A 13,613-nucleotide genomic window follows, 5' to 3' on the forward strand; every position below is an offset into this window, starting at 1 on the left:
TGACCACGCAGCAGTCTTCCTGAGTGGTCAGCCCGCCAAATATTCTCGTAGTAGCAGGCGTGCGCGGTGCAGTCGCGCCTTCACCGCCTGTCGCGAAAGATGAAGCGTCGTGGCGATCTCGTCGATCGTCATCTCCTGGAGGTCGCGCATCAGAGCGACGTCTCGATACTGCGGCGGCAGTGCCTCGAACGCCGCTGCAAGATCGAGACGCAGCACGTGTTCCGGCCGCTGCACCAGGCTTGTTTCAAGCGCGTCTTCATCGATGGCGGCGACCAAACCGCTGCGTCGGGCGAGCCTCAGGCACTCCCGCCGGACCACGCTGAACAACCAGTTCGACAGGGTCGCGAGTGCCCGGATTGCGCCGACATGGCGCGACAGAAGCCAGAGCGTCTCCTGCGTCGCATCGTCGACATCGGCGGTGCGGCAAGTTGCCCGGGCGTAGCCGCGAATGTCAGGCTGGGTCCGCTCGAGCAGCCGGACGATCGCATTGCGATCGCCGTGGCGGGCGGCTTCGAACGTTTCGGTCGTCACCGCCTTGGTGTTCATGGCTTGCTCCGATCGTGGAGCCCGGCAACGGCGCAGGCCGGGCAGTAGCCGATGAGGCCGGTGAGGACGAAGGTGAGGGCCGATACGCCCACCAGCAGGGCGATCCAACCACTCAGGAAACTGTATGCCAGCACAGCGGCACCGATCCCAAGGCCAATCCGCACTGTCTGCTGCGCTCTACCGATATTCTTGCGAAAAAATGCCATGCAACACCTCCGGTGCAAAACCGAGACCCGTCGTCTCAGTCATAAGAGGCGCCGAACCCGAAAAAGGATTCGCGGCGGCACGATATTTTTTTCGCGAGGGGTCCGGCGGCGACAAATTCTAGCGGCGCCGTCCTTGCCGATCCCGTCGGCCAAACGCCGCTCGGTTGCTGGCCGTCCCTTGACGCCGCCCGACGAGCGTCTGCGTGCCCTCGATCCGGATTGTCTCGCCTGCTGGCGGGCGATCCGGCTTCCCAACGGAGATTTCTGTTCGATCAAACGAATACTGGTGGCCCTGGTTGCAATGATTGCGCCGATTGCCATGGCTGAGGCTCATGCCGAGCCGCTTTCAAGTGCCTTGGCGAAGGCTTACCGCAACAATCCGACGCTCAATGCAGCGCGCGCCGGAGCACGGGCGAGCGCGTACGACGTCGACATCGCCCGGTCGGCGATGCATCCAAGAATCGCCTGGCGCAGTGGGATCGGCTACGATTCGAGCGCGGCCACCAATCGCAGCACGTTTGGCATCGTGCTCGACCAGACGCTCTTCGACGGACTGCAGACGACCAATAATGTCGAGGTCAACAAGGCGCGGCAGCGCGCCGGCGAGGAGAACACGCGCAACACCGAGCAAAACATCCTGTTCGAGGCGACCGAGGCCTATATGGACGTGGTGCTGGCGCGCCGCATCGTTGTGCTGCGCAAGCAGGATCTCGATTTCCTCAAGGAACTCACGCGATCCGAGATCGCCCGCCAGCAGGCCGGCGAACGCACCCGAACGAACATCGCGCAGGCCGAGGCACGCCGCGCCGCGGCCGAGGCGGAACTGAGCCTCGCTTATGCCGAATCCAAGCGCGTCCAGGCGACCTACAGGCAGATCATCGGCGACGAACCGGGCAAGCTCACGGGCGGAAAAGTTCCCGTGAAAATGCTGCCCGCCAATCTCGATAAGGCGCTGGCGATCGCCGCCAAGCAACATCCCGCTCTTTTGGCGAAACGGCACCTCGCCGAAGGCGCCGTGTTCAATGTCGCCGTCAGCGAGGGAAAGCTCCTGCCGACCGTGAAGGGTTCGATCGGGATCGGCAGAGGTGAACGCAACAGCGCGCTCGACGCAATGGCGTTCGATGGATCCGCGACCGAGCAAAAGGCGGGCATCGAGCTCAAGGTACCCATTTATCAGAGAGGGAAGGTGGAGGCCGAGATACGGCGCTCGAAGGAAGACCTTGGCAAATCGAACTTCACCGTCGACGTTCAGCACGCCGAAGTACAGGCGAAGGCGGCCTCGGCCTGGGCGCAATACCAGGGAGCCCTTGCGACCGCGTCCGCCAACCGTGCATCCGTCAAAGCGGCAACAATGGCCAAGGACGGCATGATGGCAGAACAAGCAATCGGCCAGCGCACCTTCCTCGACGTACTCCAAGCCCAAGCTGAATTGATCAAGGCCCAGGTAAGACTCGCCAATGCCGAGCGCGACACGGTGGTCGGAGGTTACCGAATCCTCTCCGCCATCGGCAAGCTCGGCGCCAAGGACTTAGGGCTTGTGGCCCGACGGGCGGATACCGAGGCGCGCTGAACGGCTCGCCGATGTTACGCCGTGGCCTTGGCCGCGGCGGACGGGCTGGACGCGTGTTTCGTGATCGACCGCCTATCCAAATGTCTCGATACCCTCTGTCAGATCATACCAGCTGTGCCGGCGCGAGGCCCAGAAGATGGCGGCCGGCGGCGGGAAGTCCGGATCGGCAAAGCAGCCCGCGGAGATCACCACCGCGTCCGCCAGTGCCTCCGCTTCCATGTAGACGAGCGTTCCGCATGTCGGGCAGAAGGTCTGGTCCACCCAGCGGCCGGCGTCGCTGCCGCGTCGCCATACCCGGCGTTCCCCTTCGATGGCGATGGACGCCCTGGAATATCGGGCGCGGTAGCCGAAGCCCGATCCCGTCGCGCGCTGGCATTCCAGGCACGCGCAGGCGTAGACGCGGGCAGGGGCGCCGCTAACGGTCACCTTCAGACCGCCGCAGGCACAGCTTGCCGTTCTCTTGCCGGCGCGTTCCGTGTCCTGCGGCCGTCCATTGTCTTGCCGGCGCTCGCTTGTGGTCATGGCGCATACCTCGCCAAGACCACGAGTTCATCCAGCGGATAACTTGCTGCAAATATCCGGGCGCGCGCGGGGCCAGTGCGCCCACCGCCTGCAACACCTATATTGATCATGAACGACAACTCCGATTGAAAGCTGCCGTCTAATAGGAGCGGTTTTCGGAGCCTGTAAATTACGCACTTTAAAGTAAGCGGCAAGCCGGAAGTGGAGCATGGCGCGTGAAACGGTTGCACCAGGATGAATGTGGCTTTGCATCGGCGCTGAATGCCATCGGCGGCAAATGGAAGACGCTCATATTGTGGGAGGTCAACATCGAGCCGCGCCGGTTCGGCGAATTGCGACGGCTCCTCCCGGGGATCAGTGAAAAGGTGCTGACGCAGCAACTTCGCGAAATGGAAGCCGATTGCCTGGTTCGCCGCGAGGTTTTCCCGGGCGCCGTCCAAAGGGTCGAGTATTCGGTGACGGAGTTTGGCAAGACCCTCAACGACGCGGTCACGCTCTTGTCGACGTGGGGCAGGGAACATGAGGCAAGGCTTGCCGCAAAGGGCGAAGGACGCGGCGACGTCGGTTCACGGATCCCCGCCGACGATGAGACTGTTATCGTTGCGTGATGAGGTGGGTCGGTTCCAGCGGAGACCGCGCTGCGGGATGGAGTGTCCTGCCGTATGCGGCGGCCAGGGATGCATTTGACCGCCGCCGCACTCCTTGTACAACTCCACAGGCTGGAAAGCTCAGGTCTCCCTGCCAGGCCTGTGTGTATGAGCCAAGCTACGAGTCGTAATGCTCGGGCATTTCCTTGAGTTGATCCTTGGTCCACGTCGTCACGGCGTGGACGTCGCCGTCTTCGTCACGCATGAAATCGAGATCGGCAAGCGGCACGGCCACGGGTTTTGCGCCGATGCCCAGGAAGCCGCCGACGTCGATGATGACGGTGCTCGCCGTACCGACGCCGTGGATGTGGTCGACCGTGCCGACCTTATCGTCGTCCGCTCCGTAAACGGTCGCCCCTTCCAAAATCGCCGGCGTCAGTTCGGTGGCTGCGAGGCGTACGTGACCAGTGTGATCCATCTTCGTTGCTCCTTTGACTTCACACGGGGAGAACCGATTTGAGCGCAAACGGTTCCATCGCGACGTCACAGGCGCGGGGGCAGTGGATCATCGTCGAAAGCGCGGGCAGCCGTTTTCAGAGCGGATGGGAATGTCGCGTCATCGCCGTGCCGGCGGCGGGCCGACGGAGTTGCGGATCACCAGGTCGGGTCGCAGCAGGATTTCCGTTTCGGAGGCTGCGCGGTCCGAGAGCAGCTCCAGAAGCAGCGCCATTGCGTGCTTGCCGATGGCGGTGCGGGGCTGGCGTATGGTTGTCAGCGAAGGCGTCATGAAACTTGCTTGCGGGACATCATCGAAGCCGGTGACGGAAAAATCGTCGGGGATATCGTAGCCGCGGGCGCGCAGGCCAAGCGTCACGCCAAGCGCGGTCTGGTCGTTGACGCACATGAAGGCGGTCGGCAGGTCGTCGCGCATGAACAGCTGCTCGAGCGCCAGCCTGCCACTTTCCACGGTGCCGTCGCCTTCCATGATCAGGCGCCGATTGATGGCGATATCGGCTGCCGCAAGCCCGGCTTCATATCCTTGCCGCCGCCGACCATAGGCGAGGCGGGTGTTGGAGTCGCCGATGAAAGCGATGCGCCGGTGCCCTTCGGAAATCAGCAGGTCGACGACCTTGCGCGCACCCTCGACGTCATCGACCCCGACATAGGGGATGCCGCCGTTGAAGACCGGCTCGAAGACGCCGACCGTCGGCGGCAGGCGGGCCGTCAGCGTCTGATGGCCAAAGGGAAGGATACCCGTAAACAGGATCATGCCCGCGGCCTGGTTGGAATTGAAGAATTTCAGATATTCGAGGCCACGCTGGGCGTCGTTCTGCGTGTGGCCGATCAGCACGCCGTAACCATGGGCGCGCGCTTCGTTTTCGAGACCCACCAGAATACTCGAGAAGTTCGGATCGCCGATATCGGGCGCGACCACGAGGATCATGTTCGAGCGGCCGAGCCGCAGGCTGCGCGCCATCGCATTGGGCGTGTAGCCGGTGATCGCGATCGCCTGGTTGACCTTCAGCCGGGTCGATTTGGCAACCTTTTCCGGCATGTGGATGGCCCGCGACACGGTCGCGATCGACACCTCGGCGATGCGTGCGACGTCTTCAATGGTTGCGGGCTGGGAATTGGACACGCTTGGCCTCGGGATTTGCTGCGTGGACGTTACACAGGTTCGCCCGACGGTCAAACGAAGAAGCCAAAAAAATTGTCGAGCAAGCATGATGTAAACCTTTACATCGGCGAGTGTAAAGGTTTACATCATTGAAATAGCGGTGGAGGCCGCAGGGAGGGGATAATGAGCACGGAGCATGTCGACGGGGCTCCCGTCGTGCTGTCGGCGCGCCGCATCAGCAAGTCGTTCAGCGGCGTGCAGGTGCTGTTCAGCGTCGATTTCGAGCTTCGCCGGGGCGAGATTCATGCGCTCATGGGCGAGAACGGCGCTGGCAAATCCACGCTGGTGAAGATCCTGTCGGGCTTCGAGCAGCCGACATCGGGAGAGATCCTTCTCGACGGCAAGTCGACGAAGCTGCCGGCCAATGGCGCGGCCGAAGCGCTCGGCATCGTCATCATCCACCAGGAATTCAATCTGGCCGAACATCTGACCGTCACCGAGAGCCTGTTTCTCGGCCGCGAGGTAACCCGTTTCGGGGTGCTCGACCGCAAGTTCATGCGCGCCGAGACCCGTCGTGTGCTCGATCTCCTTGGTTCGCATGTCGATGAGAGCGCGATGATCGGGTCGCTGTCGATCGCTGAGAAGCAGATGGTCGAGATCGCCAAGGCCATCAGCCGCGATGCGCGCGTCGTGTTCATGGACGAGCCGACGGCTGTGCTGTCGCGCGAGGAGACGAACTTCCTGTTCCGATTGGTGCGCAAGCTGCGCGACAAGGGAACGAGCTTCGTCTTCGTGTCTCACAAGCTCGACGAGGTGATGGAACTGACCGATCGCGTGACGGTGCTGCGCGACGGCCAGTGGATCAAGACGTCGCCGACATCCATTCTCGATGGTGAGGCGATTGCCCAGCTGATGGTCGGGCGCGAACTGTCGAGCCTCTATCCCGCCAAGAACGAGCCCGATGTCGACGAAGAGGTGGTTCTGCGGGTCGATGCCATTTCGACCGGCTATGTTCGTGACGCAAGCTTCGATGTCCGTCGCGGCGAAGTCCTTGGCTTTTCCGGCATGATCGGCTCGGGCCGGACGGAGCTGATGGAGGCGATTGTCGGGTTGCGTGCGCGCACGGCCGGCGAGGTGCTGGTTCGCGGTGAACCTGTGCCATTCGGCGACGTGCATGCGGCCAATAAGGCCGGTCTTGCCTATATGACCAAGGACCGCAAGGCCAAGGGTCTGCTGCTCAATGCCGGCATGATGGCGAACCTGACGCTGCAATCGCTCGGCCGTCATAGCCGTCTTGGCTATCTCGACCCCGGCAGCGAAGAGGCAGCCCTGGTCAAGGCGCGCCGTCGTTTCGACATTCGCGTGCGGGACGACAGGATCGTCGCGGGGCGCATGTCCGGCGGCAATCAGCAGAAGCTGCTTCTCGCCAAGGTCATGGAAACCGACCCCAGCATCATCATCATCGATGAGCCGACGCGGGGCATCGACGTCGGCACGAAACAGCAGATCTATCATTTCATCTCGGCGCTCGCCCGGGACGGCCGCTCGATCATCGTCGTCTCCTCCGAGATGCCGGAGATCATCGGTCTTTGCAGTCGCGTCGCGGTCATGCGGGAAGGCCATATAGCCGGCATTCTCGAAGGCGACGAGATCTCCGAACAGGAGATCATGCGCTACGCCGCAGGTTTGAAGAAAAAGACGGCGGCTTGAGCCGCGTCAGCGGCGCGGCCGCCGGCAACGACAACAACAAGAATCCCGACAGATGGGGGAGGTTCGATTGGACATGAGCGTGAACCAGGAAGGCAGCCAGGAAGCCATCCGCCGCCGCAGCTGGCGTGACATCGATCTGAGGGCCGTGGCGCCGTTCGTTGCGCTGGCGTTGCTTCTCCTGGTCGGCGCGCTGGTCAATCCCAACTTCATCAGCATCACCAACCTCGCCAATGTCGCGACCCGAAGCGCCTTCATTGCCATTATCGCGGTTGGCGCGACCTTCGTGATTTCATCCGGGGATCTCGACCTCTCCGTTGGCGCCATGGTCGCCTTCATCGCCAGCCTGATGATCCTGTTCATGAACTCCGGCGTCATCGCCGATCCGGTGCTCATGCTCCTGGCGGCAATTCTCTTCGCCATCGTCGCTGGTGCACTCTGTGGCCTCACCAACGGCCTCATCACGACCGTCGGCAAAATCGAGCCCTTCATCGCCACACTCGGCACCATGGGCATCTATCGCGGGCTGACGACCTGGCTCTCGCAGGGCGGCGCCATCACGCTCAAGGAACCTGAGCTTCAGGAAATGTATCGGCCGGCCTATTTCGGCACGATCGCCGGCGTGCCGGTTCCGATCGTCGTCATCCTTGCGGTGACTGCTGTTGCTGCCTTTATCCTCTACCGTACGCGCTACGGCCGCCACGTCGTTGCCGTTGGCTCCAATCGCGACGTTGCCCGCTACTCGGGCATCTCCGTCAATCGCGTGCGCACCATCGCCTTCGTCATTCAAGGGCTCTGTGTGGCGGTCGCCGTTCTCCTCTACGTGCCGCGCCTCGGCTCGACTTCGGCGACGACAGGCATTCTGTGGGAGCTGCAGGCGATCACCGCCGTCGTCGTCGGCGGCACGGCGCTCAAAGGCGGTGCGGGCCGCGTCTGGGGTACGATCTGCGGCGCGTTCATCCTCGAGTTGGTCGGCAACATCATGCTGCTCTCCAACTTCATCAGCGAATACCTGATCGGTGCCATCCAGGGCGCGATCATCATCATTGCGATGCTCGTCCAGCGCTCGCTGGTGCGGAAGTCGTGAGACGGCCGGGCCTACAGGTCTCCCGGCCTTGAACAGGCTGACCTGAAATTTGGGAGGAACTTAATGAACAAGAAGCTATTCGGCCTGACCCTTGCGGCGATGACCGCCTTTGCCGGCGTGTCGCACGCGCAGGAGGAAAAGAAGGTAACCATCGGCGTGTCGATCCCGGCTGCCGACCATGGCTGGACGGCCGGTGTGGTGTTCCATGCCGAACGGGTCGCCAAGATCCTGATGGAGCGCAATCCCGGCCTGAATGTGATCGTCAAGACCTCGCCGGATCCGGCAAGCCAAGCCAATGCCGTGCAGGATCTGGAGACGCAGGGGATCGACGCGCTCGTCATCCTGCCGACCGATCCGGATCCGCTGGTCAACGCCATCAAGGAAGTGAAGGGCAAGGGGACCTTCGTCGCTCTCGTCGACCGTGCGCCGAGCGTCAACGACAACTCGGTGCGTGACCTCTACGTTGCCGGCAACAACCCGGCGCTTGGCCAGGTTGCCGGCGAATACATCAAGGCTACGACGCCGGAAGCGGAAGTCGTCGTCATCCGCGGCCTGCCGATCCCGATCGACCAGCAGCGCCAGGACGGCTTCGACAAGGGCATCGAAGGCTCCAAGGTCAAGGTTCTCGACCGCCAGTACGGCAACTGGAACCGCGACGACGCCTTCAAGGTCATGCAGGATTACCTGACCAAGTACCCGAAGATCGATGTTGTCTGGTGCCAGGACGACGACATGGCCGTCGGCGTGCTGCAGGCGATCGAGCAGGCCAAGCGCACCGACATCCAGTATGTCGTTGCCGGCGCCGGCTCGAAGGAAATGATCAAGAAGGTCATGGACGGCGACAAGATGATCCCGGTCGACGTGCTCTATCCGCCGGCAATGGTCGGCACGGCACTCGAAATGACCGTCGCCAACTTCTACGGCCAGGTTCCGGTTCGCGGCGTCTACACGATCGATGCAACGCTCGTGACCAAGGACAATGCGAAGGACTTCTACTTCCCGGATTCGCCGTTCTGATTAAGCTTCATGCGAAGGCGGCCCGCGATTTGCGGGCCGTCATCAGCTTCACAAACTCTGAAAATGTTGCCTCGCGGAATGCTGTCTTTCCGGCCGTTTAATTGCATTAGCGTCCTGTTGAATTTCACCCTCACTCGTCATAAAACTGTCACATAGCCGCCTAACCCTCACTTGGCCTCCATTCAGTTCAATATGTGAACGATGATGCAAACATCCGCTGTGTCACGTCTGTCATCTGACGTGATTGCCGTTTCCGACGCTGAGCCGGTCGTCGTCGACCAGGCCGGTGCGATCTGCTTTCGCAAGGAAGCGGATGGGGACCGGTTTGAAGTGCTGCTCATTTGCGGCCGCACCACCGGGCTCTGGGGCATTCCCAAAGGGCACCTGGAATATGGCGAAGACACCCTTGGCGCTGCCGTCCGGGAGGCGTTCGAAGAGGCTGGCGTCATCGGAACGGCGTTGACCGGCGAAATCGGCGGCTACACCTACAGCAAGGTCGGCAAGACCGCCGTTTATCACGTCCAGGTTCACCTGATCGCCGTTGCGTCGATGGCGCCCGACTTTCCGGAAAGAGGTGCGCGCACGATGCGGTGGGTGCCGGCATCCCTTGCGGCGTCGCTTGTCGGACAGCCTGGCCTTAGAACCCTCCTCACCGAACGACTGGGCGAGCTTGGAGACGACAACCTCGCGCGTTGCGCCGGTTAGTCACGTGCGGTCCCGCCTGCGGCGCAGTTCGGCGGCGATCATGGCCTCGTCGCGCCGAAGACTGAGGTGCTGCGCGGCCGTCATGCCGTCCTTCCACACGGACATCGCGCCCGCCTCCTTGCCCTCCAGCCAGAGTGATACGCCCGACCAAAGCGCAAGCTGCGGCACGCCGATCGGGAAAGCTCGGGCATAACGTTTGAGTTCGCGCAGCACCTGGCCCTCCCATCGTGGCCATTCCTCGTAAGCATGGGCGAGCCCGGCTTCCCGGCCGCGCAGGAAAACCTCGGCGGCGCCGGAGATGCCGACCAACGTGCTGTGGGACGAGGGCCGGCGCATCAATTTTACCAGTTGCAAGGTTTCAGCGGCCGCCTGGACGCTCTCCGCATGCCGTCCGGTGCGCGCGAGCGCCAGTGCAAGGGCGCCTTTCGCCGATATTTGTGCCGCCAGATCGACCGACCCGAGCATTGCCGAGGTGATTAGTCGGAGAATGTCGACGGCTTCTCGCGGCTGATCCGTGTGCAGCACGCACAACGCCTTGCAGCGCAACGCCCAGATTTCCTGCTGGATGTTGCCGGCATTCTGGGCGCGAGAGAGCAGGGCGGTCGTCGTCGGTTCGAGCGCGGCCTGCTCGCCGCGATAATAGAGGGACCAGAAGCGCATGCCCTGGGCATTGCACCACCGCAATTGATCGCCGGCCCGAAGGCAGAACTGCTGGCCCTGCTCCAGCCTTGCGTCCACCCCCGCCCATTCGCCGCGCCCGAGTTGCCAGAGCGCGTCGAGATTGCAGACATGCGCATGGATCGCGGTGTCTGCCAGTTCAGTGGCGATCCGCTCGGCCCTTTCCATGAAATAGCGGCACCCCGAGCGCCAGCCCATCATCCCGAAGCCGCAGCCGAGCTGCGAGGCGGCAACCGCCATTTCGATCGTCCGTCCGGTCCGTTCCGCGCGCGCGACCGCGCCGACGAGATTGCACATTCCGCGGGTGAAGCGCAGCTCGAAGTAATCCACCAGCGCTGCCTGGTTCAGGCAACGCGCCATTTCCCTCTCCCAGGACAACCGGTCCTCGCGGTGGGCAAGCTTCGCCGTTTCGGGCAGCATCTGCTGCACCGCAAGCCGCAGGCTGCGGGCGGCAAGCCGCATCAGGGTCGCGGACGAAGAGACAGGGACCGGTTGGCCGGCCGCCTTCAGCGCGTTCCTCACGGCAACGCCCTGTGCGTGAATGTCGCCGCGGCTGTAGTGCGCCTCGGCCAGCTTGCGCCGCCAGCGAACCGCCTGCAGCCGCTGTTCCGGCGTCCAGTCCTGCGGCTTCGGCTCGTGCGCCATGCAAATGCCGAGAAAGGACTCGACCTCCCGGAAGGCGCCGACCTGCAGCGCTCTGTCCGCCGCCAGATCCGCGTATTTTACGACCTTCTCCTTGTTGTCCGCCGCCTCGAAATGCTGGACGAGAACGGCCAGATCCCCACCCATCGCCTCGATGCGGCTGCGCTCCAGCCAGTGGGCGAGCGATGCGTGAAGACGGCCGCGCAGGTCGCCCGGCATCGATCCGTAGACGACGTCGCGCGTCTGGTCGTGGCGGAACTCGTAGCTTCCGGCTTGACCGAGCCGGCGCACCAGATGGGCATCGACCAGCTTTTCGACGGCGGAGCCGAGCCCTTCTGCGTTCAGCTCGTCCTTCAGCAACGCCTCCAACTCGGCAAAGGTGAACGAGCGCCCAATGACGGCCGCCGCCTTGATCACGTCCTGCGATATCGAGTCGAGGCGATCGACCCGCTCCCGGATGACGCGCTCGACGCCCTCGAAATACTGCAGGTCCTCGAGCGGGCGGATCGAGCGCCAGAGGCCGTCGCGCACGGCGATCAAGCCTTCGCTCTTCAGCGTCAGCGCGATCTCCTCGGCAAAGAAGGGGTTGCCTCCGGCGAGGGCGGCGACCCTGCGCGCGAGTTCCTGTTGCGGCGGCACCTCGCCAAGTGTGCGCGATACGAGTTCGCAAACGGTACCATCGTCGAGTTCTTCAAGTTCGAGGATGCGGTAGCGTCGGGCCGGCTCCTCCGCCTCGGTCCCGGTCTCGCCTGCCACCTCGACCCGTCGGCGCAATTGCTTCAGATCCTCGGGCACCTCTTCGGAGCGCACGCAAAGCACCAGCAGCAGCGACGGCACGGAGCCGAGCACCCATTCGACCAGTCGCCAGGAGGCAGAATCCAGCCACTGGCTGTCTTCGAGCACGAGGGCGAACGGGCGAGGCGCCAGGACGCCGAGGATATCGCCGAGGAGGCGCATGGTCGCATCGGCGCGGTGGGCGCCCTCCAGGTGGCGCGTTCCCTCGTTCTGCTCGATCTCGATCGCGAGCAGGTCGTTGAGGAGGGGCAGGCGGTCGGCGATCCATGACGCCGTGCGGATGCGCGCGGTGATGCTTTCGAGCAGGACGATGCCATCGCTTTCGGCAGGCAGTCCCAACAGCGTTTCAAGGACGCGCCGCCAGGCCAGAAGCGAGCTTCGCCGGTCGTCCCGTTCGGCCAGCGTCACGGCGATCGCAACGCCGGCTGCGTGAAGATTGTCGGTAAAGGTGGCCGCTAGCCTGCTCTTGCCGATGCCCGGTTCGCCCAGGATGACGACAAGGCGGCTCGAACCGCCGCGCGTCTCCTCGAAAGCATGCTGCAGGAAGGCGAGTTCCCGCTCGCGGCCGATCAGCGTTGTTGCGGGCGGGGACCGCGACCGCGGTTCGAGGGGACGAAAGACGGGCGCCACGTCGCCCAGGCCCGCCAATTGGACGGTTCCGCGTTGCTCGAAATCGAAGGATGTCCGGCTTGCCCTTTCGGTCGGCGCATCGCACAGCACATCATTGGAGACGGTTGTGACGAGGCGCGCGGCGCGATTGACCGGCGTGCCGAGAACCATCAGCTGCCGACGGCGCGCGCTGCCGACCACGCGAAACAGGGCCTCGCCCGTCGCCACGCCGACCGAGACGGCAAGCCCCATCTCGGCGATGTGGCGACCGATGGCGCGGGCGGCATCCACGGCGCGGGCCGGGTCGTCGCGGTGAAACGTCCCGCGTGTCCCGAAAACACAGAGATAGACGAGCCCCTTGTCGTCGAAGAGCAGCTCGCCCGGCGGGCCGCCGCAGCGGTGCGAAATCGCCTGAAGCGTGACGCAGAGGTTCTGGTGCCGGACGAGCGCCTGGGCATCCTGGTGCTGGAGACCGATGATCCGCACGAAAACGACGGACACCGGCCTGATCTCCGCAAGCGTGTCGAGCCGCGCATCGCGATGGAGATTGCCTTCGACCGAGGTTTTGGGGGATGGGGGTTCTCTTGCCGGCTTCGTCGGCGAGGGGCCAAGCAATTCCTGAAGCTGCATCGGAAGGAACGCGACGAGCCATTCGTGCGCGATCTGCGCGTGCGCTGGTGCGACGACGGGCGCACGCGTTTCGTCACCGTCGGTCAGCGCCTTTGCCGCCTCTGGCGACAGAACGATCTCCCAGCGGTGGGCGAGTGTCTGTGCGCTTGCCGCCTGGACGACGGCATCGCCCCCGGCGACAAGGTTCCATACCGGCTGGCCGCCGATGGCAGCCGCCCAGAGTTGCCCGGCGCCGATGCCGATATGCAGCGTCGGTCCGATTTCGCCTGCGCCCGGATCTCGCCGCTCGCGGCTCTCCTTGCAGATAGCCTCGGCGCACTCGGCCGCATTTTTGACCGCGCGCGCCAGACCCGTTTCGTCGGCGGGCCAATAGCCCAGCAGCGAGTCGCCCGCAAAGAGGAGGACTTCACCGCCGCGGTCGCAGATATGGTCGGCACAGCGCGCATAGGAAAGGCCGAGCAGCTTCGGGATCTGCACCAGCCCTTCCTTGCCGCGTCGCGCCAGTTGCTCGACGAGGGCCGTATAGCGCGACACGTCGACAAAGATCACGGCAGCCGGAAACTCGACCGCCGCCGGCCGCTCTCCGTCAGAGCCGTAAAGTCGGCCAAGCAGGTTCAGCGGCAAAAACCCTTCGAGCGATTTTGCGACCTTCTCCATGTTTCCTTCGCGCGGTGATTGATCACGAAATGCGCGA

General features: G+C 63.6%; 12 protein-coding genes. 6 read left to right on the plus strand and 6 right to left on the minus strand.

Going from position 1 to position 13,613, the window contains the following annotated elements:
• Positions 1–27: 27 nt before the first annotated feature.
• Both JVX98_RS30650 and JVX98_RS30655 read right to left on the minus strand, forming a co-directional pair.
• The gene (locus JVX98_RS30650) at positions 28–546 is read right to left on the minus strand and encodes an RNA polymerase sigma factor (RefSeq protein WP_205239609.1); all 519 of its coding nucleotides are present in this window, start codon (positions 544–546) and stop codon (positions 28–30) included.
• Positions 543–752, minus strand: coding sequence for a DUF2892 domain-containing protein (locus JVX98_RS30655; protein WP_205239610.1), 210 nt, complete (start codon positions 750–752; stop codon positions 543–545). Before JVX98_RS30655 ends, JVX98_RS30650 begins: the two co-directional genes overlap by 4 nt.
• Here JVX98_RS30655 and JVX98_RS30660 point away from each other — a divergent pair.
• Positions 751–2,322: a TolC family outer membrane protein gene (locus JVX98_RS30660; RefSeq protein ID WP_205239611.1), complete on the plus strand. Its 1,572-nt coding sequence runs from the start codon at positions 751–753 to the stop codon at positions 2,320–2,322. The two genes, JVX98_RS30655 and JVX98_RS30660, sit on opposite strands and share 2 nt — an antisense overlap.
• Positions 2,323–2,394: 72 nt before the next feature.
• Here the strand turns inward: JVX98_RS30660 and JVX98_RS30665 are convergent, their stop codons facing one another.
• Positions 2,395–2,844, minus strand: coding sequence for a GFA family protein (locus tag JVX98_RS30665; RefSeq protein WP_205239612.1), 450 nt, complete (start codon positions 2,842–2,844; stop codon positions 2,395–2,397).
• Positions 2,845–3,059: 215 nt separating this feature from the next.
• Here JVX98_RS30665 and JVX98_RS30670 point away from each other — a divergent pair, with 215 nt between their 5' ends.
• Positions 3,060–3,452: a helix-turn-helix domain-containing protein gene (locus JVX98_RS30670; RefSeq protein ID WP_205239613.1), complete on the plus strand. Its 393-nt coding sequence runs from the start codon at positions 3,060–3,062 to the stop codon at positions 3,450–3,452.
• Positions 3,453–3,609: 157 nt separating this feature from the next.
• Here the strand turns inward: JVX98_RS30670 and JVX98_RS30675 are convergent, their stop codons facing one another.
• Both JVX98_RS30675 and JVX98_RS30680 read right to left on the minus strand, forming a co-directional pair.
• Positions 3,610–3,909: a PRC-barrel domain-containing protein gene (locus tag JVX98_RS30675; RefSeq protein WP_043612058.1), complete on the minus strand. Its 300-nt coding sequence runs from the start codon at positions 3,907–3,909 to the stop codon at positions 3,610–3,612.
• A 138-nt stretch (positions 3,910–4,047) separates the two neighbouring features.
• Entirely contained in the window at positions 4,048–5,070 is a 1,023-nt protein-coding gene (locus JVX98_RS30680; RefSeq protein WP_043612055.1) for a LacI family DNA-binding transcriptional regulator, read from the minus strand.
• Positions 5,071–5,232: 162 nt separating this feature from the next.
• Between JVX98_RS30680 and JVX98_RS30685 the strand changes: the two genes are divergently transcribed.
• The 4 genes from JVX98_RS30685 (at position 5,233) to JVX98_RS30700 (ending at position 9,565) form a co-directional block, all read left to right on the plus strand.
• Positions 5,233–6,759, plus strand: coding sequence for a sugar ABC transporter ATP-binding protein (locus JVX98_RS30685; RefSeq protein WP_205239614.1), 1,527 nt, complete (start codon positions 5,233–5,235; stop codon positions 6,757–6,759).
• Positions 6,760–6,832: 73 nt separating this feature from the next.
• A complete protein-coding gene (locus JVX98_RS30690; protein WP_043612051.1) occupies positions 6,833–7,843 on the plus strand; it encodes an ABC transporter permease in 1,011 nt (336 codons plus the stop codon).
• Between the two features lie 63 nt (positions 7,844–7,906).
• Positions 7,907–8,860, plus strand: coding sequence for a substrate-binding domain-containing protein (locus JVX98_RS30695; RefSeq protein ID WP_043612049.1), 954 nt, complete (start codon positions 7,907–7,909; stop codon positions 8,858–8,860).
• 204 nt (positions 8,861–9,064) lie between these two features.
• Complete coding sequence (locus JVX98_RS30700; protein WP_205239615.1) at positions 9,065–9,565, plus strand: NUDIX hydrolase; 501 nt, start codon at positions 9,065–9,067, stop codon at positions 9,563–9,565.
• On the opposite strand, the gene JVX98_RS30705 is transcribed toward JVX98_RS30700, so the two are convergent.
• A complete protein-coding gene (locus JVX98_RS30705; RefSeq protein ID WP_205239616.1) occupies positions 9,566–13,576 on the minus strand; it encodes an AAA family ATPase in 4,011 nt (1,336 codons plus the stop codon).
• Positions 13,577–13,613 lie beyond the last annotated feature (37 nt).

The sequence above is a fragment of the Ensifer sp. PDNC004 genome, from assembly GCF_016919405.1.
Taxonomy (GTDB): Bacteria; Pseudomonadota; Alphaproteobacteria; order Rhizobiales; family Rhizobiaceae; genus Ensifer.

What these genes read in the sequence shown, in the direction of transcription:
- JVX98_RS30675 (WP_043612058.1), bottom strand. Translation starts at nt 3,909, where the DNA reads ATGGATCACACTGGTCACGTACGCCTCGCAGCCACCGAACTGACGCCG.
- JVX98_RS30660 (WP_205239611.1), top strand. Translation starts at nt 751, where the DNA reads ATGCAACACCTCCGGTGCAAAACCGAGACCCGTCGTCTCAGTCATAAG.
- JVX98_RS30700 (WP_205239615.1), top strand. Translation starts at nt 9,065, where the DNA reads ATGCAAACATCCGCTGTGTCACGTCTGTCATCTGACGTGATTGCCGTT.
- JVX98_RS30655 (WP_205239610.1), bottom strand. Translation starts at nt 752, where the DNA reads ATGGCATTTTTTCGCAAGAATATCGGTAGAGCGCAGCAGACAGTGCGG.
- JVX98_RS30685 (WP_205239614.1), top strand. Translation starts at nt 5,233, where the DNA reads ATGAGCACGGAGCATGTCGACGGGGCTCCCGTCGTGCTGTCGGCGCGC.
- JVX98_RS30665 (WP_205239612.1), bottom strand. Translation starts at nt 2,844, where the DNA reads ATGACCACAAGCGAGCGCCGGCAAGACAATGGACGGCCGCAGGACACG.
- JVX98_RS30690 (WP_043612051.1), top strand. Translation starts at nt 6,833, where the DNA reads ATGAGCGTGAACCAGGAAGGCAGCCAGGAAGCCATCCGCCGCCGCAGC.
- JVX98_RS30650 (WP_205239609.1), bottom strand. Translation starts at nt 546, where the DNA reads ATGAACACCAAGGCGGTGACGACCGAAACGTTCGAAGCCGCCCGCCAC.
- JVX98_RS30695 (WP_043612049.1), top strand. Translation starts at nt 7,907, where the DNA reads ATGAACAAGAAGCTATTCGGCCTGACCCTTGCGGCGATGACCGCCTTT.
- JVX98_RS30705 (WP_205239616.1), bottom strand. Translation starts at nt 13,576, where the DNA reads ATGGAGAAGGTCGCAAAATCGCTCGAAGGGTTTTTGCCGCTGAACCTG.